Below are 26,862 nucleotides of genomic sequence, written 5' to 3'. Positions count from 1 at the left end.
GGGGCCCCGGAGTAATCGAACCTGAGAGAAAGACCGCGGGGCGAGGGAGTCGTTACCGCCCGCGACCCGGGCCCTGCTGGGGGGCCGGCGGCTGGTTCGGCGGGACGATGGCGATCTGCCCGTCGCTGTAGACGGTCACCTGGTAGCCCCAGATCGTAAAGGAGAGGTGGCCGTCGACCCGGGCGGTCCCGTCGTCTTTCGGCTTGAACAGGCGGTCGAGCGCCTCCGGGTCGACGTGGTCGTTGAGGGTGAAGCCCGTGTCCGTCACGTCGACGCCGGTCACGTCCGAGATTGCGTGTGCAAGCGTCGTCGTCAGCTCCGCGGCCCCCCCGAAGTCGTGTTTGACGTAGTACGTCCCCGCGTCACCGACCGTCTGCCCGCGCTGGCCGGTCGGTTCGACGTACGATTGGTTGCGATACATTGGTTGTGACAGCCTCTCATTATCCATCGACTACTAAAAGCCTTTCTCCTGCTGGAGCGTTCGGTACAGAGTGCCAAATCGGGGACGGGACGGGGATGGCGGGCTCTCTCGGCCGGGTTCGCACCGTTCGGCCGGCCGCCGGTAACCCGCCGCTATCGAGGGTACGACAGTCTTACCTCCGGCGGACCGCGTCCACGACTGCGCTCGGCCTCCGCGGGGCGCCGAGGACAGCCGCGTCAGCGGAGCGGCCGATGGGCGACCGCGGGGAGACGGGGCCGTTTCGGTCCCCTGTATCCGCAAGCCGAACGGTATCGGGCGCAGCGGTACTCGACGGGAACGCATGGCAACAGAGCAGTCAGCCGCGAACTCGAAGCGCGAGGCGATGACCGACGGCGCGCGCTACGTCGTCGCCGAACTGGTGCGCGAACCGGTCAAGGAGGCCGTCCGGGAGGCGCTGGCGGAGGAGGCCGTCGCCGTCCGTGACCGCGAGGGCGAAACTGAGGCCGGGCGGTCCGGACCGGACGACCGCACGGAGCCCGCCGATCGCTCGACATCCGACGGTAGCGACGACGGCGGCGGGTCGAAGGTCGGCCTGCTCCTCCTGAGCGTCGCCGCCACGGGCGCCGCCGCCTACCTCGTCCGGAAACGGCGCTCGGACACCGAGCAGTCCACGTGGTCGGAGTTCGAGGAGGAGCAGCAGGGCGGCGGACGGGCGCGGACGGAAGACGGACGAACGGAACACACCCCGGGGTCGACCGGAACCGGGAGCGCGCGGGCCGGCGAGTCGGCCGCTTCGCCCGGCGCCGACGAGTAGGACCCCGCTCGGCCCCGGCCCGTTCGCCGGCGGCTACGGACTGACGACGTTCTCGATGAGCGCGAGGTGCCCCCGGCGGAGCCGCTCGGAGAGCGCCTGGTGGGACACGTCCAGTTCGTCCGCCAGCTCCTCCAGCGTCGTCTCGCGGGGGACCTTGTAGTAGCCCCGTTCGAGCGCGGTCCGGACGGTCCTGAACTGCTCGTCGGTGAGGTGGAACCCGCCCAGCGAGGGCGCGTCGTCGAGGTGGTAGATCTGGGTCACGTCGATGTCGACGTCCTGGTCCTCGCAGGCGGCGTAGGTCGACGAGACGGCGTCGTGCTCCGGGAAGAGCACGCGGAACGTCCAGCCGTCGCTCGTCCCGCGGGCGCTGACGACGGCGCCGTCCTCCTCGACGAGGACGTGCGTGACGAACCGGACGTCGGCGGTCCAGCGCATCCGGAACAGCGAGTCGTGGTTGCGCCGGGAGACGAGCGCCACCTCGTCCGTCGACTCGTCGGCCGCCAGCGCCTCCGCGACCGCCGTCGAGTCGGCGTCGGTCGCCCACAGCAGCGGCACGACGCGGTCGGTGCCGTGTGTCACCAGCCGCACCGCGTCGAACTCCACCGCCGGGACGGCGTCGAACGTCTCCGCGAGCGCGAACTCCTCGACCGGCAGCGTGGCTTTCACGATGGTACTCATTCGGGTGTCTCGGCGTTGCTCGTCCGTCCCCAATAGTATACACAGCCCACCGTTGCAAGTGCCGGGTTACGTCCCCGAAAAGGTCGGGCTACCATACGGCGTCGACGGTAAAGGTGTTCCTTGCGCTCGCAGGTACTCGGCGGAGGCCGGGAGCGGTCGCCCGGATCGCCGCGCGCCCTCGGGGTCGCGGATGTACGGATCCCTCTCGGCCGCGATCCCGCCGTCACTGGCCGTCGACGACGGCGGCTTCGCCATCGCGGCCGTCCCTCTCGTTCGGCCGTTCGCCGCCGCCGCGTTCGGGCGGCCTGTCGCCGCGGTCGGGCCGCTCCAGCCGGGCGAGCGGGAACCGGTACCGGCGCGGCGGTCGGTCCGTCGAGACGGCTCGCGGGTACACCACCTCGACGACGGGCTCGTCGGCCGCGTACCCGTCGTTGCCGGGGTAGTCCGCGACCGACCGGTCGTCGTCCGGCAGCGCCACCACGTCCGCGGGTCGACCGGGTTCGGACACCACGAGCAGCGGCGTCTCCCCGTCGCCGGCCTCGTCGACGACGAGGTCGCCCGGCTCCAGCCGACAGTCGGCGCACAGCGGCGGCGGCGAATCCGCCGCGGAGACGGCGACCTGACGGCCACAGCCCGCGCAGGGGACCGTCCGCTCGGCGGGCGGCGGCACCCTGCCGAGGTTGATCTCGATGGCCACCCGGCGGACGTGCACACAGCGGTCCTCCGCGGGCGAATCGCCGCAGGAGCACGTGCTCGGTCCCAGCCGCACGTAGTGTGTCCCGTCGTCGCAGTCGACCAGGTAGGCGTCGCCGAACGGCCGGACGGTCATCGCCTCCGACCACGCCCGGCGGGAGGCCTCGTCGAGCCGAGCGCCGTCGGCCCGGTCCGCCGATACCAGCGGTGAATCAGACAGTGACGCTTGCGTGTTTCTCGAACGCGTCATGGGTGTGCGGTCGCCCGCGGTCGACGGCGGCCGAAGGTCTCACAGCCCGGTCGCGCTCGGCCGCTGAATTCGACTGTCATCGGGCGATTCGTTCTCCCTGGGTACGACCGCAACCCGCCTAAACCCTTCGGGGGTAAGTCCGCCCTACCGGCCGATATCACCGTCGACGGCCGGGACCCGGCTCCGGACCGCCCTACAGGTACGAGGCGTCCCAGCGGGTCGCCTTCCGGCGGTTGCCGCAGTCGTTGCACTCGATGTGGCCCATCGAGTCCATCGCCGTGCTGACCGACTCGCAGTTGCTGCAGTACCAGCCGTACTTCTCCTCGAGGTCGCGAGTCCGGTAGGCGGCGTAGAACGGCGCCTTCGACCCGCGCTCGCCCTCGCTGAAGTTCACGAACAGCTCCCCGGCCGGCGTCTCGACCGGCTCGACGACCAGGTCCTCGGCCGCCTCCCCCATCGCCCGCTCGTAGACGTACTCGTCGTAGGCGTCGCCGGCGACGGTCACCTCGCGCTCGTCGACGCGCTCGAAGCCGTCGGCCTCGTAGAACGACCAGCCCGCCTCGTTCCCGGCGAGGACGGTCCCGCGGAGCCGGCCGGCGCCGCGCTTCTCGAAGGTCTCCTGGACCTGCCCGAGCAGCTGCCGCGCCAGCCCCTCCTCGCGGGCGTCCGGCGCGACGTGCAGCCAGTGGATCTCGCCCACCGGCGGCTCGGCGTCGACCAGGACGCCCTGGACGAACCCGACGACCGCGTCGCCGTCCTCGGCGACGAGCCACGCGCTTTCCTCGTCGTCGACCGTTTCGGCGACGCGTTCGCCGTCGTACCACTCCGCGACCACCTCGTCGATCGTCCCGTCGGCGAGGAAGTCGTACGACTCCCGCAGCGACGCGCGCGCCGTGTCGGCGATCCCCTGTGCATCGCTCGCTCTGGCGTCTCTGATCTCCATACTCCCGGGTTGGACCGCCCGCCCCGTAAACCTCGGGTCGACCGGGCCCTTTTCCGGCGGGGGCCCCAAGCGCAGTCACGATGACCGACAGCGAGAGCGCCAGCGGCGACGCGCCGAGCGGCGCCCGGATGACGCTCGGCCCCGACGCGATCCACGAGGACGAGGAGGGTATCGCCCTCGACTGCCCGGCCTGCGGGACCACCGTCACCGTCATGCAGGTGATCGAGGACGGCCACTGCCCGAACTACCTCGACGAGGACGACGTCGAGGTCGAAGAGAACGCCGGGGAGGTACGGGGACCGGGGTGTACGGCCGACCTCTCGCTGGAACTCGTCTGGGAGGACTAGCTCGTCCGGTTCGGGTCCGGTCCGTGTCCGGTTCGGGCCCGGCCACATCGACGGTAAGCGGCCGTTACACCGGCGGCTCGCCGGTAACCGACGGGGACTCATTTATCGGAGGCCGCCCACCCGGGGAGTATGTCGAACGGAGTCCTCGCGGAGTTGCGCACGCAGGGCCGCGGCGTCGCCGGCGCCCTGCTGGTCGTCGGCGTCTCGATGCTGGTGACGATGGAGACGTGGTGGCTCAGCTGGCGGCTCCCGATCGCCCACCTCGTCGCGTTCGCGGCCGTCGGACTCGCCCTTGTGTTCCTGCTCGTGCGCAGCGTCGGCTTCCGCCGACTCGACGGCGACGAGCGGGAACCCACGCTCCGGGTCGTCACCGACTTCGCCGAGCTGGTGGCCCAGAGCGTCGTCGCCGCGCTGGTGGTGGTGCTCGCGTTCGGCGTCGTCACGCTCGGCGACTCCCCCTCGACCGTCGTCCGGATGGCGCTGGTCCTGGTGGTCCCGTTCGGGTTCGGCGCCGCGCTGGCCAACCGCCTGCTCGGCCAGACCGACGCCCCCATCGAGGAGGAGGCGTTCCCGCACAACCTGACCGTGTTCGCGCTCGGCGCCGTCTTCCTCTCGGTCCCGGTGGCGCCCACCGAGGAGGTGGTCGTCATCGCGCGCAACGCCGGCTGGCCGCGCCTCGCGCTCGTCGTCGTCCTCTCGGTCGGCGTCGTCCACCTCGTCCTCCACGAGCTGGAGTTCCGCGGTCACCGCGACCGCATCGAGGGCCGCACCCACCTGCTGCAGGTCGGGACCGCAGCGACCGCCTACGCCGTCGCGCTGGCCGTCTCGGTCGTCCTGCTGGCCGGGTTCGGCCAGTTCAGCGGCCGCGGCGTCGCCGAGTGGGTCCAGCTCACCATCGTCCTCGGGTTCCCCGCCGCGACCGGCGCCAGCGCCGGCGAGGTAGTGCTCTGATGTCCGAGCCGGACCGCGGCGGTGACCGGGAGCGCGACCGCGCCAACGGGGACCGGGGAGCCGACCGCGGCGGCGACCGCGAACACGACGACCGGGACCGCCGGGCGGCCGGCGACGACGACTACGAGGGGTACGGGGACGCCGCCGACGCCGACGACAGCGGGCCGGGCCCCGACGCGGACGCCGACGACACCCCCGAGGAGGCCGCCGTCTCGACGATGGAGCGAGTCGTGATGGTCCTCGCGGTCGCGCTGACCGTGGGACTGTTCGGCTTCGCCGTCTGGTCGGCGTTCGCCGGCGCGTCGGCCGCCGAGCCGACCGCGAGCGTGGCCGGCGAGCGCGGGACGAGCGCGAACGCGACGTACTACGGCGTGGTGCTGCGCAACGAGGGCGACGCCGGGCTCGTCTCCGCGACCGTCAGCGTCGCCTGTCCCGAGCCGCGCCGGCGGGTCACCTTCGAAAACGTCCCGGCCAACGCCCGCCGCAACGCGACGGTCGGCTGTCCCGCCGGCGCCGGGCCGCCGTCGGCGGAAGTCGTCTCCTGGATACCCGCCTGACAGCCTATCCCTGCCGGTCGACGCCGAGGACGACCTCGTCGTCCTCGATGCGGGCGACGTGGTCCTCGTCGACTGGGTAGGTGTCGTCGTCGTCGTTGCCCCACCCCAGCGCCGTCCGGATGCGGTCCGTGATCGAGGGGTGGGGGTCGACGTACATCCGGTCGTTCTCGACGGAGGCGACCATCCCGACCTCGTCGCCGCTTGCGTTGACGACCGTCTTGCCCACGTCGTCCTCGGTCGGTTCGATCCGTGCCGTCTCGTCGGCTGCGCCGGACCGTTCGGCGGCCGCCGGCTCCTCGGTCGCCGGCTCGTCCGCCTCCAGCGTCTCGGTGTCCTCGACGCCCGCCGCGCTGCCGGTCGCCTCGCGGTCCTCGACGACCAGCTCCCGTTCGTACTCGGCGGGTTCGACGATGTCGCTCTCGACGACCGCGTGGGAGATGGTCTCCGAGGAGAGCGTCTCGGCGTCGGAGATCTCCCCGGTGATCATCCGGCGGACCGACAGGTCCTCCTCGATCACCTGCGTCCTGAAGAGGTGGGTCTCGATAACGTCGTCGTCGCGGAACCGGCTCTCGACGTGGCCCTCCTCGACGGCCTGCTCCGCGGCGTGGGGCGAGGCGACGAGTTCGCCCTCCAGGACCGTCTGCTCGACGCCCTCGAGGTCGACGGTCTCCCGCATGGTGTCGGTCTCCACGGTCTCGGTCTCCTCGACGTCCGTGTCGACGACCCGGCTCTCGATCGTGACCCGCTCGACGTTCTCCTTCGTGACCGTCCAGGCCTCGTCGACGGTGACCTCGACCTCGCAATCGACCTCGGTGTGCGTGCCGCTCCCGAAGGTGTTCAGCGCCTCCATCCCCACGTCGGTCGTGTCCAGGTCCGTGACCTCGCAGTCCTCGACCTCGCGGGAGATCATCTCGACGTCGACGGTGTCGGACTCGACCATCTCGCGGTCGGAGACCTCGCTCTCGACAGTCACCTCCTCGACGACCGTGTGCTCGACGACCGCCCGCTCGGTGAACTTCGATTCGACGGTCTCGCCCTCGAGGAGGGTCTCCTCGACCTCTTGGTCGCTGACCGCGGCGTGGCTGGCCACCTCCGAGCGGTCCATCACCTCGAACTCCCCCTCGTCGCCGTGACGGACGACGACCATGTCGTGTTCGCGCATGTGCTCGTCGAACTCCTCCCAGTCGAGCCGGCTGTGGCGCTCCTCGACCTCCGACTCGGGGTACAGTCCGAGCCGTGTCTCGCCGCCCTCCTCGTAGCGGACCGGGACTCGCCCGTGGCTGTCGCCCCAGTCGCGGACGGTATCCGTGTCCGTCGTGATCTGACTCTGTCGTGACGCGTCTCGTTTCTCGGACATCGGTGGAACGTCGGCGCGGACGCCGGAAAAGGCCACAGTCAGTTCACCGGGCGCGCGCTCGGTATCGGCGGCATACCGGCCGTTTGGCCGTGGATTCCGGCAGGCGGGTTGCGAGTGCAGCCTCCCGCTTTTCGGGTCGCGCGGCCGAACAGATCGGCGGTGTCACTCATGACGAGCTATTCCCACACCGTCGCACAGATCGAGATCCCAGCGTTCCTCGAGGAGACCGTCGCCGATATCATCGCGTTCCTGCCGCGGTTGCTGGGCGCGTTGCTCATCCTGGTCGTCGGCTGGCTCGTCGCCGCCGCGGTCGGGAAGGCCGTCTCGTCGCTCACCGACAGGGTCGGACTGGACACGATGGCGATGGACACCCCGCTCGGACGTATCATGGGCGGGTCGAGACGCGCGGTCTCGGATACCTTCGGGGCGCTCGCCAAGTGGTTCGTCATCGCGCTGGCGATCCTCGCGGCGGCGAACGTCATGGCGATCGACCTGCTCTCGCAGTGGGTCCAGACCGCCGTCTCGTACCTGCCGGCGTTCATCGCCGGCCTGGCCGTCATCGTCTTCGGCTTCATCGTCGCGGACTTCATCGGCGACGCGATCATGCGGACCCGGGCGGCCACCGAGACCGCATACACCTCGTGGTTCGCCGCCGGGACCCGGATGTTCCTCTACTTCACGGCCATCGTCATCGGCCTCGACACGATGGGCATCGACGTGGGCATCCTCTACACGTTCGCCGAGGCGTTCGCCTGGGGCCTGGCCGCGGCCGTCGCGATCGGCGCCGGCGTCGCGCTGGGCTGGGGCGGCCACTCCTACGTCGCCGAGAACATCGACCGCTGGATGGGCACCGCCCGCTCGGCGACGCCCGAGCCCAGCGGCTCGGCCGCCACCGACGGCGGAACGGTGACCGACGGCGGGGCGGCGACCGACGGCCGGTGCGAGACCCCGGCACCGACCGACCCGTCAGCGACCGAGGGCGGAGGCGGCGACTGACGCGGGTCCACGCGGGGAGTCACGTCGAGTCGGCCCGCTCGTCGGTCGAGTCGACCCGGTCGTCGCCCGTCGGCGCCGTCCAGTCGGCGGCCGACTCGCGGCGGAAGGCGTCGAGCTGGTCGCGCGCGGTCGAGAGGTGCGACACCGTAAGGTCGTCCACGTCGTCGGCCAGCGTCCCGAGCTGTCGCTCGATCGATTCGAGTCGGTCCCCGGCCTCGGGGTCGGCGACCTCCCCCTCGTCGGCCGCGTCGTCGGCGAGCGCGTCGTCGACGCGCTCGATCCCCTGCCGGACGGAGGCGAGCTGCTCCATGGCGGTCGCGTCGTCGGTTATCTCCCTGGCCTCGTCGACGGCGTCCCTCGCTCTGGCGAGTCGGTCGTGCACGAAAACGGGTACGCGCTCGGGCCGGAAAGACCCCAGGCCGCCGGTAGACCGGCTGGAGCCGACCCGTCCGACAACCGCCGGACGCGACGGGGGGCTATTCCTTTAGGCGCCGCCCTCATGGGTGTCGGGGCGAAACGTGTCTTGCATGACTCACGGGGCTGACGAAACGGCGGTAGTCGACAGACACGGGACCGACGCGGAAGCGCGTAGCGAGCGGATCGCCGATATGCTCGACGACCCGCACTGCCGGTACCTGCTCGCGTACCTCCGGGAGACCGACGAACCTGCGAGCGTCGCCGAGGTGGCGACGCACGTGGTCTCCCAGATCACCGACGACGACCCGGAGAACGTCTCGGACGACGTGAAACAGCGCGTCCAGACCTGGTTCTACCACGGGCAGCTGCCGATGCTCGACGACCACGGCGTGATCGAGTTCGATCCCGACTCCGGGACCGTCCGGCTGGCCGACGAGGCCGTCGTCTGATCCCGCGCAGCGCGGGAGCGGATCCCGCGCCGTCCCGCGACGACCGACGCGGGCGCCCGGGAGGAACGGGACGGGAGACTAAGCGCCGGCTAACTATGCGCGTCCGGCCGCTCGTCTCACACGGGCCGACCGTATCGACGGACGGGCCCGTCATCCACTCATGAACGGACACAGCGACCAGTACGACCGACGTTCGAATCGAGCACAGCACCAGCAGGGCGGTCACCGGGGACAGAGCCAGCAGGGAGACCAGCAGCACCAGCACGGCCAGCAACAGCACGAGTTCCAGCACCACCGCCGCGCCCAGCAGCAGTACAACCGGGTGAACCAGCAGGGACAGCACCACGGCCAGCAGGGCCAGTCCCAGCACCAGGGTCACCGACAGCGCCAGGGCCAGCAGCGCCGACAGAGCCACCAGCAGCAGGGACAGCAGCAAGGCAACCAGCAGCAACGCCAACAGGGACAGCACCGAGGCCACCAGCAGGGGACACAGCAACAGGGCCCCGAACAGTCCCAGCAGCGGGGCGAACGCCGCCAGCGCGGGATGCAGGGCGGCCAGCGCGACCAGTACGGCCGACAGGACTACGACAAGGGCCCGTACGGCAGCCAGCAGGACTACGGCGGCCAGCAGGGAGACGAGCAGCAGGGCCAGCACCGACAGAGCGAGCAGCAGCAGGGCCGACAACACGGCCAGCGGAGCAACCAACAGCAGCACCGACAGCGTCCTCGACAGCAGCGGGGACACCAGCAGCAGGGTCACAACCAACACGACCAGCAACAGCGCCAACAGAATCCCCAGCAGCAGGGACGCCAGCAGCACCGGCAACAGGGACAGCAGCAACAGGGACACCAGCAGCACCAGCAACAGGGACACCAGCAGCAGGGACGCCAGCAGCACCAGCAACAGGGCGGCATGAACCAGCAGCCCCGGCAGGGTCAGGAGAGCCTCTATCAGCGGCGCCGGGAGGGCGATGATCGCCACGAGCGCCAGAGCGAGCACTACAGCTCCGGGGGGCGGTGACGATGGCGGACGGGACCACCCTCTCCGACGACGACCAGGGCAAGCCGGTCGTCGACGACAACGGCGAGAAAGTCGGCGTCGTCTCGGACGTTCGTGGCGGGACCGCCCACGTCGACCCCGACCCCGGCGTGACCGACAAGGTGAAATCCCGGCTCGGCTGGAGCGACGCCGACGCGGACGACTACCCGCTGGCCGACGACGAGATCGCGACGGTCACCGACGACGAGATCCGGCTCGCGTAGCCAGCCCCGTGGCGCGCTCGGTGCCGATCTCCGGGCTTCGGCCTCGCTATTTTCGCGGTACGTTCGGCCAGTGACCGCACCTTCGGGCCAGTCAGCGGTCGACGCTCCCGAGGACGATGTCGAGGCTGCCGACGGCGGCCACCAGGTCGGGGACGAGTTCGCCCTCGGCCATCTCGGGGAGCGTCGCGAGGTTGTGGAAACAGGGGCTGCGGATCTTGAACCGGGCCGGCGAGTCGGTACCGTCGCTGCGGATGTAGACGCCCATCTCGCCCTTGGCGGACTCGACGGCGCGGTAGACCTCGGCGTCGGGATCGGGTCGGAGCGTCCGCGGGACGTTCGCCTGGATGGTCCGCTCGTCGTCGGGCCAGTCGGCCAGCAGGTCGAGACACTGCTCGACGATGCGGGCCGACTCCTCGACCTCCTGGAGGCGGACGAGCACCCGCGCGTAGTTGTCGCAGCCGTCCTGGACGGCCACGTCCCAGTCGAGCTCGGGGTAGTAGCCGTAGGGGTCGTCCCGGCGGAGGTCGTAGTCGACGCCCGACCCGCGGGCGACCGGGCCCGTCGCGCCGTAGGACTTCGCGACCTCCGGCCCGAGGACGCCCGTGTCGACGGTCCGCAGCTGGAAGATCTCGTTGTTCGACAGCAGGTCGTGGTACTCCGCGACCCGCCGGGGGAGTTCGTCGGTGAACTCGCGGATCTTCTCGAAAAAGTCCTCGCGGGGCTCGGGCAGGTCCCAGGCGACGCCGCCGACGCGGAAGTAGTAGAACATCATCCGCTGGCCGGTGAGATCTTCGAGGATGTTCTGGATGATCTCCCGGTCGCGGAAGGCGTACTGGAACGCGGCGGTGAAGTCGCCGTTGATGTCCAGCGAGAACGTCGCGACCGCGAGGAAGTGGCCCATCATCCGGCCCAGTTCCGCGGCCATCGTCCGCAGGACCTGCGCGTACTCCGGCACCTCGATGTCGGCGAGGCTCTCGATGGCGCGGGCGACCGCCCACTCGTTGGGCATGTTCGCGGTATAATCCCACCGGTCGGAGTAGGGGATAATCTTGTGGCGGTAGGTGCCCTGCTCGCACATCTGCTCCTCGCAGCGGTGGAGGTAGCCGATGTCGGGGTCCACGTCGTCGACCTGCTCGCCGTCGAGGACGGTCTTGAGGTGGAGGACGCCGTGGGTCGCCGGGTGGTGGGGTCCGATGTTGATGAACATCGTCCCGGGGTCGGCCTCCCACTCGTCGTCCGTCGACTCCGGCGAGGTGGTCGCCGACTGGATCGGCTGGTGTTCGTTGAACGGGACCACCTGCGACTGCGTCTGGTCGTAGTCCATCGACAGCGGGTGGCCCTGCCAGGTCTCCGGCAGGAGGATCCGCCGCAGGTCGGGGTGGCCCTCGTACTCGATGCCGACGAGGTCGTAGGCCTCCCGCTCGTGCCAGCCGGCGGTGCTGTAGACGGGCGCGGCCGACTCGTTGCGCGGGTCGTCCTTCGGCGACGGGACGACGATGTCCACCTCGTCGGTCCGCTCGTCGTAGCTCGTGAGGTGGTAGATGGTCTCGTAGCGGTCCTGGTACTCCTGGGCGGTGACGCAGCTGAGGTGGTCGTAGCCGGCCTCGTCGCGAAGGTCGAACAGGACCGACTGCACCTCGTCCGGGCGGACGACGAACCCCGGCGCGTTCACGTGGTCGTCGCGGCCGACCGCGCGGTCCCCGATCAGCCGTTCGACCTCGTCGGCTGTCCGTTCGCTCGCCCCCTCGGTCGCCGCCAGTTCGGTCTCGGAACTCATCGGTCTATCAGGTAGCTGTCGTGTGCATCTGTCTCGGTGGTCCTTGCTCCCCCGTCCGCGCCGTGCCGTCGACAGCCCTGCGGGCCGCCAGCGTCGGCCGCGGCGGGGGTTCACTGCGAGTCGCGGCGGGCGGTCACCCGGAGGGTTGCCTGTCCTCGTGGACCGGGAACGCCACCTCGACGGTCGCGCGGTACTCGGTCACGTCGCCGTCCTCGACGTTCGCCGTCCAGTCCTCGACCTCGACGCCCCGGATGTCGTCGATGGTCCGGCTGGCCTGCGCGACGGCCTCCTCGGCCGCGTTCGGCCACGACTCCTCGGAGGTCCCGAGCACTTTGACGATCTTGACTGCGGTCATGTGACCGCCTTTGGACGGTCCCGCGGGAAACCGCACGGCAGGCCATCGCAAGCGGCCCGGGAGCGGCCTCGCAGCGACCGAACGCCCCTGGCCAGCGCGTCAATCGGCCTCCTCCGGCTCCGTGAACCCCTCCTTGTGCTCGGTGCGCCACTCGTCGATAGAGTTCATTACCGGGGCCGCCGAGACCCCGTGGAGCGTCAGCGACGCGACGACGACGAACCCGAGGAACGCCCACAGCTCCTCTGCGGCCACGACGATCTCGGTCTCGGCGAACGACGCGGTGTTCAGGGCGTACGCGAGGTAGAAGAAGGAGCCGATCCCCCGGACGCCGTAGGCGGAGATGACGGCCCGTTCCTGCCACAGCGAGTCGGACCCCACCATTCCGATAACGCCCGCCAGCGGGCGGATGACGAGCAGCAGCGCCAGCCCGATCAAGACGTGCTCGACCGTCAGCGCCTGGAGGAGCCCGCCGACGAGGGTCCCGCCGAACAGGACGAGCACGGCGGCCATCAGCAGGCGCTCGACCAGCACCGCGAAGTCGTGGAGCTTCTGGTAGTACTCGTGTTCCCACTCGTAGTGGCGGAGCACGAGCGCCGCGACGAACACCGCGATGAACCCGTAGCCGGCGACGAGTTCAGTCGCCGCGTAGGCCAGAAGCGTCGCCGCCAGCGCCTCCGCGCCCTCCATGACCCGGGCGAGGTCGGTGCTCGACGGGCGCCCGAAGATGAACCGCGCGATGACGTACCCGACGACGACGCCGCCGACGACCCCGACGGCCATCTTGTAGACGACGTAGAAGCCGAACCACTCGGAGAGCCACGGCCACACCGACCCGAGCGCGGCCTCGGCGCTCCCCGCCTCCCCGGTCGCTCCGAGGCTCGCGCCCGCCATGACGATCGCCAGGTAGGTGAACGGGAACGCGAGCCCGTCGTTGAGCCCGGCCTCCGAGGTGAGCGCGAACCGGATCTCCCCCTCCTGGTCGTTCGGGTCGATCTCGGCGTCGGTCTCGGCGGTCGGCGGCGTCGCCTCGACGGTCGAGGCCAGCACCGGGTCGGTCGGCGCGACCACCGCGCCCATCAGGACGGCGGTCGCCGGGTGGAGGTCCAGCACCGCCCAGCCCAGCCCGGCGACCGCGAATATCGTCAGCGGCATCGTGATCCCGAGCAGCCGCCAGGTCGGTTCCCACGCCCGCCAGTCGAACGGCCTGTCGAGTTTCAACCCCGCGCCCATCAGCGCGATGATGACCACCAGTTCCGTCAGGTGTTCGGTCAGCGCCGGTGACTCGACCGGGTCCGGCGTCGGGATCCCCAGCGGGAGCGAGAAGATCGCCGCCCCCGCGAGGACGTAGATGAGCGGGAACGACATCGGCTTGTCGGCGAAGACGCGCGGCAGAACGACGGCCCCGAGGATCGCGACGCTCACCACCAGGAGGACGATGTCGTACACGGCCATACGACGTGTTGGGGACGCTCACGAAAGGGGCTTTTGCCGGTCAGATCGGTGTGTTCCGCCCGATCTATCGGATTCCCGGGCGGCGTCTCCACCCGGCCGCGCCGGCGTCACGTCTCGGACCGGTTCTCGGCGCCGCCGTCGGCGGCGTGTCGCCCGTCGTCGTCCGCACTCGCCGGCTCGACGCCGTCGTCGTCGGGCTCCGGGCGGCCGCCCGTGTCGTCGGTGTCACGGTCGGGGCCGGCGTCGGTGTCACGGTCGAGGCCGGCGTCGGTGTCACGGTCGAGGCCGGCGTCGGTGTCACGGCCGGAACCGGCGTCGGTGTCCTCGTCCCGTTCGTCGTCGACCTGTTCGTCCCACGAGTCCGGTTCGATCTCGACCTGCAGCTCGACGATGTCGTCGTGTTTCGGCTGGCGGACGAGGAACGGACCGGCCGCCAGCGTCTTCAGCGTGATCGCCGCGACACGGACGACGTAGGCGGTCAGCACCACGTACGGCGCGATCGAGACCGTGTACGCGAACATGATGAACAACGGGAGCGACGTGAGCGGGCCGACCCGGAAGATCGGGATGATACCGGTGTTCAGCGCCAGCAACAGGTAGGAGATGAAGACGACGACCGGCAGGGAGACGTACAGGAGGTTGCTCGACAGCCGGGCGACCTCCCGCTTGTAGTACAGCGACTGGAAGTACTCCCGGCCGGTGGCGAAGAATTTCAGCGTGTCGATGAGTTCCTGTAGCGCGTCGGTCGTCCGGTCGTCCAGTTCGTCCTCGTAGCGGTTGCGGATCCGCCTGGCGGTGTTGAGCTGCCAGGAGTAGTCATAGTGCAGCCCCGCCGAGAGCACGTTGAACGTACCGAACCGCGCGCCGTCCAGCGTCTCCGCGGCGTTCCGGGCCTCGTCGACGATCTCGTCGGTGAGCGCGTCGATCTGCTCGCGACACTCCTCGTCGTCGCAGTGGTCCGCCGTCCGCTGGAGCGCGCGCGCCTCCCGGTAGATCGAGTAGAGGATCACCTCCAGGAACGCCGCCGGCTGGCTCGGGCTGCCCTCGACCTCCGCGAGGCTCTCCGCCCGCCGCCGGAACTCGATGGAGGCGTCGATCCGCGACTGCTCGGTTTCGATGTCCGTGATCTCCTGAGAGAGCACGATCGAACTGATCGACGAGACGATCGAGACGATGAGGATCGCGCCGCTCAGTAGCGTCGTGAACAGCGTCTGGAGCGTGTTCGTGTCCGTGAGCAGCTGCTGGATGTCGACCGGCCGCAGCAGCGCCAGCACGACGAGGAAGGCGAAGACTCCGGCCAGCAGCACTGCCGTCACCGCTGGCCGCGACCCGGTGAACAGAACCCACGAGACGGGGCGGCTGGACTTGATCCGGCGGTAGAGCGTGTTGACCCTGTCCGCCGCGGTTGCGACCCGCCGGCCGGACAGCCCGAGGGGGTCGGTCACCCGTGCGGACCCTCCGGGAGCGGTCCGCGCTCCCCGGACGAACGAGGGCGACGCTCCGGGGGCGACGGGAGTCGGCAGTCCCGGGTCACGTCAGCTCGACGCCCCGTAGCCCGGGATCCGGTGGCGTCCCGAGAGCACCACGTTCGTCGCCCCGCCGAGCAGGATGACCACCGACCCGAAGTAGAGCCAGGTGATCAGCAGGATGATCCCGCCGAGGACCCCGTACAGTTCGCCCGTCGAACTCATCGAGACGTACACCTGAAACAGCGCCTGCAGGAGCGTCCAGCCGACGGCGGCGACGGTCGCGCCCGGCAGCGCCCGCGTGAGCGTCATCTCGACGTTCGGGAAGACGTAGTACATCGGGAGGAAAGCGACGATCAGCCCGACTATCAGCCCGACGAACCCGATGATCTGCACCACCGGGAGCCGGGTCTCGACGCCGGGCGAGAACGTCGGCGCGTAGGCGACGACAGCCCCGGCGGCGACCATCGCCAGGAACGCGACCCCCATCCCGCCGAGCACGAGGAGCCCGTCCGAGATCTGCTCGACGATGCCCACGTCGGTCTCGACCGCGTAGAGCTCGGAGAACGCGGTGTCGAGCGAGCGGAACACCTTGAGCGTCGCCCACAGCAGCGCCGCCCCGCCGATGATGGAGAACTGGGTGCGGCTCTCGGCCTGGTCGAGCGACTGGCTGACGAGGTCCCGCGCCGTGGGCGTGAGGTACTGTTCCGTCGCGGCGAGGACGGACCCCTGCAGGGACTCCCCGCCCAGCACCGAGGCGGCGACGAGCGCGAGCAACAGCAGCGGGACCAGCGACACGAACGCCGCGTACGCGATGCTCCCCGCCATGAACGGCACGTCCCGCTTCCGGTACACCGAGACCAGACTCCGCAGGAACGTGACGGCCCGACCGACCGGCCGCCCGGTTGCGAGGCTCATCGGGGAGCCACACCTCCCGCGGCCGGATCGGTCCCGATCCGAGACATGGGAGTCGTTGGACCGGGACACACTTAACGCCGTGGCCGGTAGCCGACCGTTACCCGGCTGTGAGCCGCTTTTGCGTCGTAGCCGGCCGCCCTGCTCAGCCCTGTCCGGTCTTTACGTCGACCCCCTCGAAGGTGACCTCGACGGGCTCGCCGTAGCGGTCGCCGTTCTCCTCGTCGTGGCGGTGCATGGTGGGCGGTTCGACGCGGATCTCCAGCGTGTACGTCCCGTCGCCCGGGAGGCGGACGTTGGCGCCGTAGTGGTACAGGCCCGGGTGCCACAGCAGCGGGAGCGTCGCCGCCTCGACCTGCTCGCCGTCGCGGTCCGAGATCCGGAGGCTCACCTCCGCCCCGGGGACCATCCGGCCGTCGTCGGCGTCTGCGACCGCCACCTCGATGTGGGCGTTCTCGTCGTCCGGTTCGCGCCACTCGAACTCGCCCTCGCCGACGAGTTCGTAGAGCCCCTCGGCCTCCTCCTGGGCGAAGCCGACGACGTAGTCGCCGGCCTCGCGGGTGTCGCCGGTGTGGGCGACCTCCTCGATCATGTAGTCGACGGCCGCGCGGTAGGCGTCCCCCGCCTCCCGCGCCAGCCGCAGCTGTCGGTCGTCGACCTCCTCGCTCGGCTGTTTGCCGTGCTGGCTCATGGACCCGAGAGTACGGGCGGCGGGTCGGTAGTCGTTCGGCCGGCGTTCGAAGGCGCAATGTCGCCGTCGAGGGCGGGCGTCCCGGATTCGGCCACCCGCGCACGTCCCGGGTGAACCTTCATGCCGCCGCCGGGCGTGTCTCTTCCGATTCGGAGGAACCCTCGATGACACCCGACCCACCGACCGACGGGACCAGTCCGCCGACCGGCGGGACCGACCCCGCAAGCGACCGGACCGCGACTGTCGGTGACCCCGACACCGCCGGCGACGTCGTTCTGCCCGACGGCGGCGAGCCGGCCGGTCGCCACGAGTCGCTGTGGACCGCCACGTCCGAACCGACGGACTACGGGCCGCTCGACGGCGACATCCGCGTCGACGCGGCGGTGGTCGGCGGCGGCATCGCCGGGATCGCGACCGCGTTCGAACTCGTCGAGCGGGGCCGGACCGTCGCCGTCGTCGAGCGCGAGCGGATCCTCGACTGGACGACGGGCCGCACGACCGCCAAGGTGACCGCGCTGCACGGCCTCGTCTACGACCACCTGATCGACCACTTCGGCGTCGAGCGCGCCCGGCAGTACGCCGACGCGAACCGGGCCGCCATCGAGCGCGTCGCCGACACCGTCGACCGGCTCGGCATCGACTGCGAGTTCGGCCGCGCGCCGGCGTATACGTACGCGGAGTCCCGGGACGACCGCCGCGACGTGCGCAGGGAGGTCGACGCCGCCCGGCGACTCGGTCTCCCGGCCTCGTTCGTCGAGTCGACCGAACTCCCCTACGAGGTGGCCGGCGCCGTCCGGTTCGACGACCAGGCGTACTTCCACCCGCGGAAGTACCTCCTCGCGCTCGCCGAGCGAGTCGCCGACCAGGGGACCGGCGAGGGGGGTGGCGCCGGCGGCCAGTCGGGTTCCGCCGGCGGCGGGCTCTACGAGGAGACGGTGGTCACGGAGGTCGACGACGGCGACCCCTGCCGGCTCGAAACGGACCGCGGCGAGGTCGTCGCCGACGACGTGGTCCTCGCGACCCACTTCCCCGTCTCCGACCACGCGCTGTACTTCTCGCGGCTCTCGCCCAAGCGGTCGTACGTCCTCGCCGCCCGGCTGTCCGGCGACACGCCGGACGGGATGTACTACGACCCAAGCGAGCCGTACTTCTCGGTTCGTCCCCATGCCGGCTCCGAGTCGCTGGTCCTGATCGGCGGCCAGAACCACCGCACGGGCCACGCCGACAGCACGACCGACCGCTACCGGAAGCTCGAACGGCGGGCCCGCGAGCGGTTCGACGTCGAGGCGATCGAGTACCGCTGGGCGACCCAGGACTACGTCTCGGTCGACAGCGTGCCGTTCGTCGGTCGGGCGGCGCCGCAGCTCGACGGCGTCTACGTCGCGACCGGCTTCGGCGGGTGGGGGATGACGAACGGCGTCGCGGCGAGTGTCGTCCTCGCCGACCAGATCACCGGCCGGTCGAACCCCTGGAGCGACGTGTACGACCCGACGCGCTTCGAGTTCGGCGCATCGAAGTCCGACCTCGTCTCGCACAACAGGCACGCGATGGAGCACTTGCTCTCCGACCGCGTCCGCGGCCGGCCGGACCTCGACCTCTCGGGGCTGGCTCCCGGCGAGGCGACCGTCGCCGAGAAGCGCGACGACCCAGTCGCCGTCTACCGCGACGAGGACGGCGCCGTCCACGCGGTCTCGGCTGTCTGCCCGCACATGGGCTGTCTCGTCTCCTGGAACGACGGCGAGCGCTCCTGGGACTGCCCCTGCCACGGCTCGCGGTTCGACGTCGACGGGAGCGTCCTCGATACCCCCGCCGTCGACGACCTCGATCCCGTGGACCTCGGTGCCGGCGACGGCGGTCGGGGGAACGGAAGTCGATCGGGCGAGGACGACCCGCCTCCCGAACGGTGAGACTCGCGCGGCTGTCCCGGTACGGTCGGTGACGCAGCGCGCGTCCGAAAAATACGAACCGGTCGTCAGCTCCTCACCGGACCGGTCGTCGGATCTGTACCGGGCCGGGCATCGGATCTGTACCGGGCCGGGCGTCGGACCCGGTCGTCGCCGCGACGTGACTGTCGCGAGGCCGTTCCGTCAGGTCCGGGCCGTCGGCGTCGCCACGTCGGTGTCCCGCGCCTCGTAGGCGCTGTAGGCGCCGAGGACGAACACCAGGAGTCCGACGACGATGTCGTTCCAGAACTCCAGATCCGTCTCGACGGCCGCGAACCCCTCGGTCGAGCCGAGGATGAACGGCGTCGCGATCAGCCAGAGGCCCAGCAGCGCGACGAACGCGCCGACGCCGACGCTGCCCAGCTGCTCGTTCGAACGGCGGTAGAAGTTGTACCCGCCGAGGACGACCAGCGCCGCCCCGACGATGATGTCGCTCCAGAAGTTCCCCGCGACCGGGTTGAGGATGAACGCCTCGGCGAGCATCCACAGCCCGAGCAGGGCTACCAGGGCGGACACCCACTTGCCGGCCTCCGTCGGGTTCGTGTCGACTTCCCGCCTGTCGTGGTCGTCCTCGCGTTGCTCCTGTTGGTCGTAGACTTCACTGTCGCTCATTGGAGATCGCCACCCGATCGTTCGATCCCGACGCGTAAGTATTGCCGACTCGCTCCATCGAACCGGTCCGCGGAAAGGCCGCCCTAGACGGTAAGGCATTGAAATACCCGGGAACCCCCGGACATCGCGCGCCGTGCGCTTACCCACACTGTTGCCATGTATGAGACAGAACATGGGTCGAACGTTCACCGCACTTGGCGACCGGCATCGAGAGGGAACCGACGCGAACGACGCTGCCGCACCGGAGGGTTCGGACGTGACTGGCCGGATCCGTCGCGGTATGGAGGGCGGCGCGCTCGCGACGCTCGTGATGACCGTCTACCGCCTCCCGGTGACTCGGTCGCTCCCGCCGTCGGCGGAGTTCTGGGCGACGTTCGTCGCGGGCGGGCGACCACAGGACCACCCGCTCGCGGCGCTCGTACTCCACGTCGCCTACGGGATCGGTGCCGGCGGCGCCTTCGGCGCGCTGGTCTCCGGCCGCGCGTCGCTCGACCGCGAGCGGACGCAGTCGTTCCTGGCCGACAGCGTGAGCGGACCCCCCGAGCGCTCGGGCGAGATCACCGTGACGATGGCCGGACTGCTCTACGGCGTCGCGCTGTCCGTCGTCGGCGAGCGGCTCGTCCTCGGTCGGCTCCTGCGCACCGAGCCCGACGACAGGTTCGCCTTCCACGTCGGGCACGTCCTCTACGGGATCACCCTCGGCGCGTGGGTCGGGACGCGAACCCGTCGCGAAAAGAGGGAGTGAACGCGGTAGCTGCGGCCCCCTCGAGAGGGAGAGAACGGATCAGAGAGAACGGATCAGGCGGAGACGACCCCGCGTTCCGCGGTGTCACATCCGCTGCTGTGAGCCCGCGCCGGTCAGCTGCTCTGTCGCGGTGAGCGTCTCTCCGAGGACGGACGCACACTCCTGGCAGTGCGAGTGCTGGTGCTGACTGCACTCCTGGGCGCACGCCTGGGCCGCCCGCTGGAAGGTCTCGACGAGTTCCCCGGCGAACCGCGAGTTGCGCGGTACCGTCGCGAGCACGGCCTCACCGAGCTCGACGACGTCCTCACAGAGACGGATGCACTCCGTCATCATCGGGTCCGCCTCCTGGATGCACTGGTCGGCACACCAGCCGCAGACCTGTACCGCCTCGGCCACGCTCGCGAGCGACGTACGGTACTGCTGGGGCAGCGTCCCGCCGGTCTGCATCCCGCCCGACTGCATGCCTGTCGACTGCATCCCGGCCGATCCCATCGATCCGCCGGCGGACTGCATCGACCCCTGTGTCGGTTGCATCTGCTGTGTGGTGGGCTGCTGATTGGCCGACTGTGCGTACTGCCCCTGTTCCGTCTGTGAGAGGTGCTGTGTCATGGTTCTGTCCGGGTCGCTACCCGTCCGACGGTTCACCGATCGGCCACAAATACCGGTCGATAGTTTCCTCCGCTAACCCGGCCTTACTTCGGTTTTTCGCCGTATTCGACCGCGAAGCGCCCGTATTCGGCCGGAAAACGCGACCCTACTCTCGAGGTAACCCTCCCCGATCCGGCGTTGGGCCGTTCCTGGTCGCCGGGATTCTTATGTAACAATATTCTTGGTTCTGGAGGGCATAATGTTACATAAGACATGGCGGGCGATATCTCACCCCCACCGTCGTTGCCGAAGTACCTCGCCGAGGGGCTCCCGAAGCAGGACGCGTCGACACTGAAGGCGACGCGAGAGTTCGTCGAGGAACTGATCGCCGAGCGGGAGCGGCCGGTCGAGTCGGACGATCTACCCGACGACGCGACGGTCGTCGACGACGGCCCGGACGGATACGTCGTCGAGGAACTCGTGAAGTGCGGGAAAGACGGCTGCAAGTGCGCCTCGGGCGCGGAGAGCGATATGCACGGCCCGTACGAGTACAGATACTACCGCGACGACGATGGGACCCTCCGGAAGGAGTACGTCGAAAATCAGTAAGTCGGGCGAGCGCCGTCGACCGGTTAGTTCGCGCTACCGTGGCGACGAGTCTTCGGTAGGGAGTCATCACGAACGGGCCACGGTGACGAGTCTGACGAGGTCCAGATCCTGGACCCCTGACGAGTCGGTTACAGGACGAGACACACACACCGGGTTTCCGGTGAAACGGGGGAGCAGGTGGGGTTAGCTTGGCGGGCTGCGAAGGGGACGGGGGAGTTCGAGTCGTTTCCACGGGGTCCCGAATCTCGCTAGACAGCGACTCTACAGACGTGTTGTGGGATGGAGACGGGTCGACCGACAATCGACGCTCCGCCTGACCGTGAGCGGCCCGTGAAAATACTCGAATGACTGTGACAACACCGGATAGAGTATAAAGGACTGACCTATCTCTTAGCGGTTGCTGAAAACGCCACCTTGAGATACTCTACTCACACACTAACTAACACTATAGAAAGGTTTAATAATAATAATATAATAATGTGGAGTCCAGAGGGCAGTCCACGGGAAACGAGGTAGAACAGCCCATCGAGATACAGTTAGACCAGTCTTCGACTCCCTGTCGGTCTCTCTCAGCTGAGTGCTCGGTGTCGCTATCTTCCTCTTCCTCGTGTATCACTCTCTCGTGGTTTGATTCCATCAATCGTGATACCGTAGCGGTTGAGTGGTGGCACACCGGGTTTCCGGTGAACTGCTCTTCACCTATCGCCGGATCGTCGTCGATGCCTATTCCGTCGATCTCGGAGATTCAACTTCTATTCGAGTTGATCTCCGCCACCAGTTCCGGTGTTCCCTCGCAGTCCCTCTTCTTGCTCGCAGTCCCTCTTCCTGCTCGCAGTTCCTCTTTTTACTCGCAGTCCCTCTTCTTGCTCGCAGTCAACACTGCGGCATTCACTGGAATGCTCTCGTTTTACCGTCCCCACGGATGTTCAGCCACCGCTGACGATTGTACTGGCCGAATCTATTGTACTCGCGTAGCCGTCGTGGAGTTCGGTCGAATCCATGCTGTCCTTCGCGTCGCGCGTCGTGCTGTCCTTCGCGTCGCGCGTCGTGCTGTCCTTCGCGTCGCGCGTCGTGCTGTCCTTCGTGGACTTCACGGACCTGTTCGGGTCCGGGCCCGGTCCCGAACCCCCGTTTCAACTGCACCCCTCCCCCACCCCGATCCCCCGTTTCACCGGAAACCCGGTGTGTGTGTCTCACCACTCTCCTCACCCATCCCCCACCGAATTTCCGCGCTCTAGGAAAGAATAAAGTGATTTCACCGGAAACACGGTGTCACAATCGCATGTCAGGCTCCGACGATCTGTTCATCAGGGAAGACCCGATTTTCGTCCAGAAGGAACTGCTCGAGATCAACCACCTTCCGGACGAGGGCCGGATCGTCGGCCGCGACGAGGAGATCCAGAACCTCGCGAACGCCGTCAATCCCGCCATCTTCGGACAGAGCCCGAGCAACGTACTCATCTACGGCAAGACGGGCACCGGGAAATCCCTCTGTGCGAAACACGTCTCGCGACGGCTCACGTCGACGGCGAACGACGAGGGAGTGGCCGCGACGTTCGCCTACGTCGACTGCGCCCAGGACTCCACGGAGACGCAGGCGGTCCAGACCATCGCCGCGACGCTCAACGACCGGTCGCGGACCGACATCAAGATCCCCGACAAGGGGATCGCCACCTCGACGTACTACAAGCGGCTCTGGCGGATCCTCGACGAGTGCTACGACGTGGTCCTCGTCATCCTCGACGAGATCGACAAACTGGAGGACGACGACATTCTGATGCAGCTCTCCCGCGCCGGCGAGGCCGGCAAGATCGAGGGCTGCAAGATCGGCGTCATCGGCATCAGCAACAAGATCAAGTACAAGGAAGAGCAGCTCAACGAGCGGGTCAAGTCGAGCCTCTGCGAGCGGGAGTTCGTCTTCCCGCCGTACGACGGCACCCAGCTCAACCGGATCATGGAGGCCCGGCGGGACGCCTTCCGGGACGGCGTCCTCGAGGACGGCGTCATCCCGAAGGCGTCGGCGCTCGCCGCCCGCGAGCACGGTGACGCCCGGCAGGCTATCGATATCCTGCGGTACGCCGGCGAGATCGCACAGTCACGCGGGGCCGACCGCGTCACCGAGGAGTTCGTCGTCGACGCCCGCGAACGGGCCGAGACCGACCGGTTCCGCGAGCTCATCCGCGGCTCGACGCCCCACTCCCGGTACGTCCTCCAGGCGCTGACGGTCCTCTCGCTCAACGAGGACAACCAGGACGGGTTCCGAACGACCGAAGTCTACGACGTCTACAAGGAGATCTGCCGCCAGGAGAGCTCGGACACGCTCTCGCTGCGGCGAGTTCGCGACCTGCTGAAGGAACACGCCTTCCTCGACATCATCGAGCAGTCCCGCCACAGCGGCGGGAGTGCGGAAGGCAGTTACACGAACCACAAACTCCTGGAGGACCCCGAGGTCGTTCGCGACGTGCTGGCCGACACGATCGAGTGAGGCACCGGCTGTCTCTGTGCACCCGTCCTGTCCCGTCGGCTCCCCTCCTTGGTCCCGTCCACTGACTGTCCGGCCTACCACCCGTTCGTTCCACTAATCCCACATTACTGCCCGATTCACCGGAAATCCGGTGTGTTTCGGTCGAGTAACGGGCTGTTACTCGGGTTTCACCGGAAATCCGGTGTCCCCGAACGGCGGTTCGACTATCCTCACCCTCGGTTCACCGGAAACACGGTGTCCGTGAAGTTGGCGTCGGTCCTCCGGAGCGGTCTGGCGATTCCCCCCGGGGGCCGACAACTGCACGGACGGCTGTCGAGCTAAGAGTCGATGTCGGGTGACCGGTCAGGTGTTCGACGGGCCGTGATCCCTGCGCGTCGGGTCCTTCCTACTCGTCGCCGGAGTCAGCCCTGAGCACACGCACGTCCGTTCGCTGGCGGATCGCGAGAAACCAGGAGGCCTGTGCACACGCCGGATCGTAACCGTCGGAATCTTGCGCCTCGTCGGCGCGGGAGGACTGCAACCGGGCGATCTCCGAGGGGAGTCCCGAGGAAGGAGCCGACGAACGGTCGGTCGAAGACCGTCCCATCTGGGACTGCATTCCGATGCTCTCCCGGGCGCCGTCCGGTTTCGAACGCTCGTACTCCTCGAGCGGATGGACGTACGCGACGGGTTCCGTCGGGCCCGCGTCGGCGGAGCGTCCCTCGGCGGTCGCCGGTCCGGGCTCCCGCTCGTCGGCCGCGTCGGGAGTCGCTCGTTCGCCGGCGCTGACGGTAGACTCCCCGGTGTCGGCTCCGGTCGATCCGTCGGGTCCACCGCTCGATGGCGACCGGTGGCTGGCCGCTTCCGGAGCGGCGGCGCGGTCGCTCTGACCGCTCGCCTCCGGGCTGTCCCGAGGGAAATCGTTGCGTTCGCGATTCGAATCCCGTCCGCCCGAGATTTCGTGTAAACTCATGGTGTGTCTCGCTGGGGCGCGTCGCCTGCGTCGCGGTCCATCCTACGAGGCGGGTCGTGATAAACCGGCGATACCGTTCTTTCGCTCCCGACGGGGAAAGTCACCGTTACTCGCAACAGCGGAGCACACGGTCCGATTACTCGCTCCGAGACTCCGGTTACCCACTGTCGTCGAGCGTTCGTCCCCGTCGCATTCGCCCCTTCTCCTTCGCGCGAACTCCCCGAGCGATCCGCCGGTACCCGAGCGACCGGTCGCCCGGATCGCGGAGAGACGACCGTAAATTACAGAGATACGACTGTAAGGGGGGCGATGCCGGGCAGGGAACGGCTCTCGGAGGATCACCCGGTCGTGACTGTCGCGTATCCGATCCCTGTCTGATACTATATTCAGATACCGACAGACATCTATCCGGCGTGGTGACCTAGATCGGCAGCTATCGAGGGAAGAAAACCGCAAATCGACGGGGAGAGTGCCGATCGGAGGGTTCGGGTCGAGTGATCGCGTGTGAACCGACTGTATCGGCCGCAGCTGGTCAGACCCGGACATTCTCGTCCTTACAGCCCGAACACGGGTCGATCGCTCGCCGACGAACCGATCGGATCGTCGGCCGGAACAAACGATGCGTTTCCCTTCATTTCGAAGGACAGAAATCTGATATATAGTTCCCGGAACGATCGTCGGAGCCCCGGTTCGAGGAGGTGTCCCGTCGCTCCGTTCGCGACACCACAGATTTCATGCCGGTCCGCGGAGAGGGCCGGGCATGGAGTACGTCTGGATCGCCGCCGGGACGGGCCTCGTGGTGGTGTCGCTCGCCGCGATCGCGGTTCGGCGTCGTCGGTCGTCGGAGAGTCGAGCGTCCGAGCGGGCCCACGAGGCGGCACAGGAGCGGGAGCCACCCGTCGAGATCGGTGAGTCATACACGGTCGGGGTGACCGAGTTCTCGGACCACCACTCGGGCGGGACGGTCGCGGTCGGCAAAGTCGAGGGGTTCGTCCTGTTCGTCGAGGACGTTCCCTCCGGGGTTTCCGTCGGCGACCCCATCCGCGCGAAGGTGGTGTCGTTCAACAGGGGACACACGTCGGCCGACGCGGTGTTCGTCGAGCGCGGCTGAGGCCCGTTTCCCGACGGGTCGTCCGGTTCGGTCGGTGTCGACCCCGTCTTCACTGGCGCTCGGTCTCGGTCCGGACCCGGGGGTCGAGCGAGCCGTAGAGCACGTCCTGGAGGAAGTTGCCGGTGATCCCGATGAAGACGACGACCAGCGTCGTCCAGATGACCAGGGCGGTGTCGCTCTCGCGGATGGCGCGCAGGCTCGCCTCGGCGAGGCCGGGGATCCCGACGACCGCCTCGATGATGTAGATGTTCAACACGAGGACGGCCAGCAGCTCCGTCATCGACAGCGAGACGATCGGGATCGCCGCGTTCCGGAGGACGTGACGCGCCAGGCGGAGGCGGTCGGCGCCTTTCGCGCGGAGCATCTTCACGAACGCCCGACCGGTCTGTTCGAGCGCGGACGCGCGAGCGAACCTGACCTGTCCGGCCAGCAGGCTCGCCGCGACGGCGGTCGTCGCGAGCGCCCAGCGGCCGAGGCCGACGGGGATGATCCCCTCGCCGGAGAGGTACCGGAGGTAGATCACGAACATGAACACCGGGACGCCGAACAGCGCGTAGGCGACCAGGCGGACCGACCAGTCGAAGGCGCCGTCCTTCGCGAGCGCGGCGAACAGCCCCAGCAGCACGCCCGCCAGGACCGCGACGGCGACGCCCGGGAGGACGTAGCCGAGCGTCGCCTGGACGCGGCCGTCGAGGACCGCGATCACCGGGCGGCCGTAGGCGAACGAATACCCCCAGTCGAGGGTGGTCACGTCGACCAGCCAGCCGACGTAGCGCTCGTGCATCGGCGTGTCGAGGTCCCGCGCGGCGACGAACCCCTCCCGGATCGATTCGAGTTCCTCCTCGGTCGCCCCTCCCCACGACGCGAGCGCGAGGCGCTGTTGCAGCCGCAGCCTGACCGTACTCGCGATGACGAAGAAGGTGATCGTCACGACCAGATACGCGGACAGGACGGCGAAGGCGGCGCGCCGGAGGAGATACCGTGCGTAGCTCATCGGACCCGTCCCTCCTCCGAGGGGAACACCG

General features: G+C 68.8%; 28 protein-coding genes. 12 read left to right on the top strand and 16 right to left on the bottom strand.

The genetic code is table 11. The annotated features are described in order from the left end of the window. Positions 1 to 52: 52 nt before the first annotated feature. Complete coding sequence (locus E3328_RS20490) at positions 53 to 421, bottom strand: HalOD1 output domain-containing protein (RefSeq protein WP_167837501.1); 369 nt, start codon at positions 419 to 421, stop codon at positions 53 to 55. A gap of 340 nt (positions 422 to 761) precedes the next feature. Here E3328_RS20490 and E3328_RS20485 point away from each other — a divergent pair, with 340 nt between their 5' ends. Next, positions 762 to 1,235: a hypothetical protein gene (locus E3328_RS20485; RefSeq protein ID WP_135366517.1), complete on the top strand. Its 474-nt coding sequence runs from the start codon at positions 762 to 764 to the stop codon at positions 1,233 to 1,235. 33 nt (positions 1,236 to 1,268) lie between these two features. Here E3328_RS20485 and E3328_RS20480 read toward each other — a convergent pair whose 3' ends face one another. From E3328_RS20480 to E3328_RS20470, 3 genes are all read right to left on the bottom strand, one after another. Then, positions 1,269 to 1,913 carry a helix-turn-helix domain-containing protein gene (locus tag E3328_RS20480; protein WP_135366516.1) on the bottom strand — a complete coding sequence of 215 codons (645 nt, stop codon included), beginning with the start codon at positions 1,911 to 1,913 and terminating at the stop codon, positions 1,269 to 1,271. Between the two features lie 223 nt (positions 1,914 to 2,136). Then, on the bottom strand, positions 2,137 to 2,742 hold the full coding sequence (locus E3328_RS20475) for an SWIM zinc finger family protein (RefSeq protein WP_135366515.1): 606 nt from the start codon (positions 2,740 to 2,742) through the stop codon (positions 2,137 to 2,139). A gap of 307 nt (positions 2,743 to 3,049) precedes the next feature. Continuing rightward, on the bottom strand, positions 3,050 to 3,799 hold the full coding sequence (locus E3328_RS20470) for a GNAT family N-acetyltransferase (protein WP_135366514.1): 750 nt from the start codon (positions 3,797 to 3,799) through the stop codon (positions 3,050 to 3,052). Between the two features lie 80 nt (positions 3,800 to 3,879). Here E3328_RS20470 and E3328_RS20465 point away from each other — a divergent pair, with 80 nt between their 5' ends. The 3 genes from E3328_RS20465 to E3328_RS20455 all read left to right on the top strand — a co-directional run bounded on the left by E3328_RS20465 (position 3,880) and on the right by E3328_RS20455 (position 5,654). Next, a complete protein-coding gene (locus tag E3328_RS20465; RefSeq protein WP_135366513.1) occupies positions 3,880 to 4,146 on the top strand; it encodes a hypothetical protein in 267 nt (88 codons plus the stop codon). A 129-nt stretch (positions 4,147 to 4,275) separates the two neighbouring features. Further along, positions 4,276 to 5,097 carry a DUF2391 family protein gene (locus E3328_RS20460; protein ID WP_135366512.1) on the top strand — a complete coding sequence of 274 codons (822 nt, stop codon included), beginning with the start codon at positions 4,276 to 4,278 and terminating at the stop codon, positions 5,095 to 5,097. Further along, positions 5,097 to 5,654 carry a hypothetical protein gene (locus tag E3328_RS20455; RefSeq protein WP_135366511.1) on the top strand — a complete coding sequence of 186 codons (558 nt, stop codon included), beginning with the start codon at positions 5,097 to 5,099 and terminating at the stop codon, positions 5,652 to 5,654. Before E3328_RS20460 ends, E3328_RS20455 begins: the two co-directional genes overlap by 1 nt. 4 nt (positions 5,655 to 5,658) lie before the next feature. Here E3328_RS20455 and E3328_RS22650 read toward each other — a convergent pair whose 3' ends face one another. Continuing rightward, positions 5,659 to 7,011: a hypothetical protein gene (locus E3328_RS22650; RefSeq protein WP_135366510.1), complete on the bottom strand. Its 1,353-nt coding sequence runs from the start codon at positions 7,009 to 7,011 to the stop codon at positions 5,659 to 5,661. Positions 7,012 to 7,179: 168 nt separating this feature from the next. On the opposite strand from E3328_RS22650, the gene E3328_RS20445 reads away from it, so the two are divergent. Then, positions 7,180 to 8,007, top strand: coding sequence for a mechanosensitive ion channel family protein (locus E3328_RS20445; RefSeq protein WP_135366509.1), 828 nt, complete (start codon positions 7,180 to 7,182; stop codon positions 8,005 to 8,007). 19 nt (positions 8,008 to 8,026) lie between these two features. Here the strand turns inward: E3328_RS20445 and E3328_RS20440 are convergent, their stop codons facing one another. Next, complete coding sequence (locus E3328_RS20440; RefSeq protein WP_135366508.1) at positions 8,027 to 8,389, bottom strand: DUF7553 family protein; 363 nt, start codon at positions 8,387 to 8,389, stop codon at positions 8,027 to 8,029. Positions 8,390 to 8,534: 145 nt separating this feature from the next. Between E3328_RS20440 and E3328_RS22920 the strand changes: the two genes are divergently transcribed. After that, positions 8,535 to 8,873 (top strand): DUF7344 domain-containing protein, encoded by a 339-nt coding sequence (locus E3328_RS22920; protein WP_449404990.1) that lies wholly within the window; start codon positions 8,535 to 8,537, stop codon positions 8,871 to 8,873. 1,023 nt (positions 8,874 to 9,896) lie between these two features. Beyond that, positions 9,897 to 10,136 carry a PRC-barrel domain containing protein gene (locus tag E3328_RS20430; RefSeq protein ID WP_135366506.1) on the top strand — a complete coding sequence of 80 codons (240 nt, stop codon included), beginning with the start codon at positions 9,897 to 9,899 and terminating at the stop codon, positions 10,134 to 10,136. A gap of 91 nt (positions 10,137 to 10,227) precedes the next feature. Here the strand turns inward: E3328_RS20430 and E3328_RS20425 are convergent, their stop codons facing one another. The 6 genes from E3328_RS20425 to E3328_RS20400 all read right to left on the bottom strand — a co-directional run bounded on the left by E3328_RS20425 (position 10,228) and on the right by E3328_RS20400 (position 16,792). Then, positions 10,228 to 11,913, bottom strand: a complete 1,686-nt coding sequence (locus tag E3328_RS20425; RefSeq protein WP_135366505.1) for an NADH-quinone oxidoreductase subunit D — start codon at positions 11,911 to 11,913, stop codon at positions 10,228 to 10,230. A 133-nt stretch (positions 11,914 to 12,046) separates the two neighbouring features. Further along, positions 12,047 to 12,268, bottom strand: a complete 222-nt coding sequence (locus E3328_RS20420) for a dodecin family protein (RefSeq protein WP_135366504.1) — start codon at positions 12,266 to 12,268, stop codon at positions 12,047 to 12,049. Positions 12,269 to 12,367: 99 nt separating this feature from the next. Next, positions 12,368 to 13,720: a cation:proton antiporter gene (locus E3328_RS20415; RefSeq protein ID WP_135366503.1), complete on the bottom strand. Its 1,353-nt coding sequence runs from the start codon at positions 13,718 to 13,720 to the stop codon at positions 12,368 to 12,370. A gap of 107 nt (positions 13,721 to 13,827) precedes the next feature. Further along, positions 13,828 to 15,165 carry a DUF7972 family membrane protein gene (locus tag E3328_RS20410; protein WP_135366502.1) on the bottom strand — a complete coding sequence of 446 codons (1,338 nt, stop codon included), beginning with the start codon at positions 15,163 to 15,165 and terminating at the stop codon, positions 13,828 to 13,830. A gap of 90 nt (positions 15,166 to 15,255) precedes the next feature. Next, positions 15,256 to 16,104 carry a YihY/virulence factor BrkB family protein gene (locus E3328_RS20405; RefSeq protein WP_135366501.1) on the bottom strand — a complete coding sequence of 283 codons (849 nt, stop codon included), beginning with the start codon at positions 16,102 to 16,104 and terminating at the stop codon, positions 15,256 to 15,258. A 142-nt stretch (positions 16,105 to 16,246) separates the two neighbouring features. Then, positions 16,247 to 16,792 (bottom strand): iron transporter, encoded by a 546-nt coding sequence (locus tag E3328_RS20400; protein WP_135366500.1) that lies wholly within the window; start codon positions 16,790 to 16,792, stop codon positions 16,247 to 16,249. Between the two features lie 164 nt (positions 16,793 to 16,956). Between E3328_RS20400 and E3328_RS20395 the strand changes: the two genes are divergently transcribed. After that, positions 16,957 to 18,699 carry an FAD-dependent oxidoreductase gene (locus E3328_RS20395; protein WP_135366499.1) on the top strand — a complete coding sequence of 581 codons (1,743 nt, stop codon included), beginning with the start codon at positions 16,957 to 16,959 and terminating at the stop codon, positions 18,697 to 18,699. 180 nt (positions 18,700 to 18,879) lie between these two features. Here the strand turns inward: E3328_RS20395 and E3328_RS20390 are convergent, their stop codons facing one another. After that, the gene (locus E3328_RS20390) at positions 18,880 to 19,347 is read right to left on the bottom strand and encodes an SPW repeat protein (RefSeq protein WP_135366498.1); all 468 of its coding nucleotides are present in this window, start codon (positions 19,345 to 19,347) and stop codon (positions 18,880 to 18,882) included. Positions 19,348 to 19,627: 280 nt separating this feature from the next. Here E3328_RS20390 and E3328_RS20385 point away from each other — a divergent pair, with 280 nt between their 5' ends. Further along, positions 19,628 to 20,092, top strand: coding sequence for a hypothetical protein (locus E3328_RS20385; protein ID WP_135366497.1), 465 nt, complete (start codon positions 19,628 to 19,630; stop codon positions 20,090 to 20,092). A gap of 84 nt (positions 20,093 to 20,176) precedes the next feature. Here E3328_RS20385 and E3328_RS20380 read toward each other — a convergent pair whose 3' ends face one another. Continuing rightward, entirely contained in the window at positions 20,177 to 20,701 is a 525-nt protein-coding gene (locus E3328_RS20380; protein WP_135366496.1) for a four-helix bundle copper-binding protein, read from the bottom strand. A gap of 252 nt (positions 20,702 to 20,953) precedes the next feature. Here E3328_RS20380 and E3328_RS20375 point away from each other — a divergent pair, with 252 nt between their 5' ends. Next, positions 20,954 to 21,289, top strand: a complete 336-nt coding sequence (locus tag E3328_RS20375; protein WP_135366495.1) for a DUF6788 family protein — start codon at positions 20,954 to 20,956, stop codon at positions 21,287 to 21,289. A gap of 926 nt (positions 21,290 to 22,215) precedes the next feature. Here E3328_RS20375 and E3328_RS22260 read toward each other — a convergent pair. Beyond that, positions 22,216 to 22,383: a hypothetical protein gene (locus tag E3328_RS22260; protein WP_167837500.1), complete on the bottom strand. Its 168-nt coding sequence runs from the start codon at positions 22,381 to 22,383 to the stop codon at positions 22,216 to 22,218. 188 nt (positions 22,384 to 22,571) lie between these two features. On the opposite strand from E3328_RS22260, the gene E3328_RS20370 reads away from it, so the two are divergent. Both E3328_RS20370 and E3328_RS20365 read left to right on the top strand, forming a co-directional pair. Then, entirely contained in the window at positions 22,572 to 23,774 is a 1,203-nt protein-coding gene (locus tag E3328_RS20370) for a Cdc6/Cdc18 family protein (RefSeq protein WP_135366494.1), read from the top strand. Between the two features lie 1,712 nt (positions 23,775 to 25,486). Further along, positions 25,487 to 25,837: a TRAM domain-containing protein gene (locus E3328_RS20365; protein WP_135366493.1), complete on the top strand. Its 351-nt coding sequence runs from the start codon at positions 25,487 to 25,489 to the stop codon at positions 25,835 to 25,837. 49 nt (positions 25,838 to 25,886) lie between these two features. Here the strand turns inward: E3328_RS20365 and E3328_RS20360 are convergent, their stop codons facing one another. Next, positions 25,887 to 26,831: an ABC transporter permease gene (locus tag E3328_RS20360; protein WP_167837499.1), complete on the bottom strand. Its 945-nt coding sequence runs from the start codon at positions 26,829 to 26,831 to the stop codon at positions 25,887 to 25,889. Between the last annotated feature and the right edge of the window lie 31 nt (positions 26,832 to 26,862).

The organism is Halosimplex halophilum, assembly GCF_004698125.1.
In the GTDB taxonomy this organism is placed as follows: domain Archaea; phylum Halobacteriota; class Halobacteria; order Halobacteriales; family Haloarculaceae; genus Halosimplex; species Halosimplex halophilum.
This window is presented reverse-complemented; position numbering and strand designations above follow the sequence as displayed.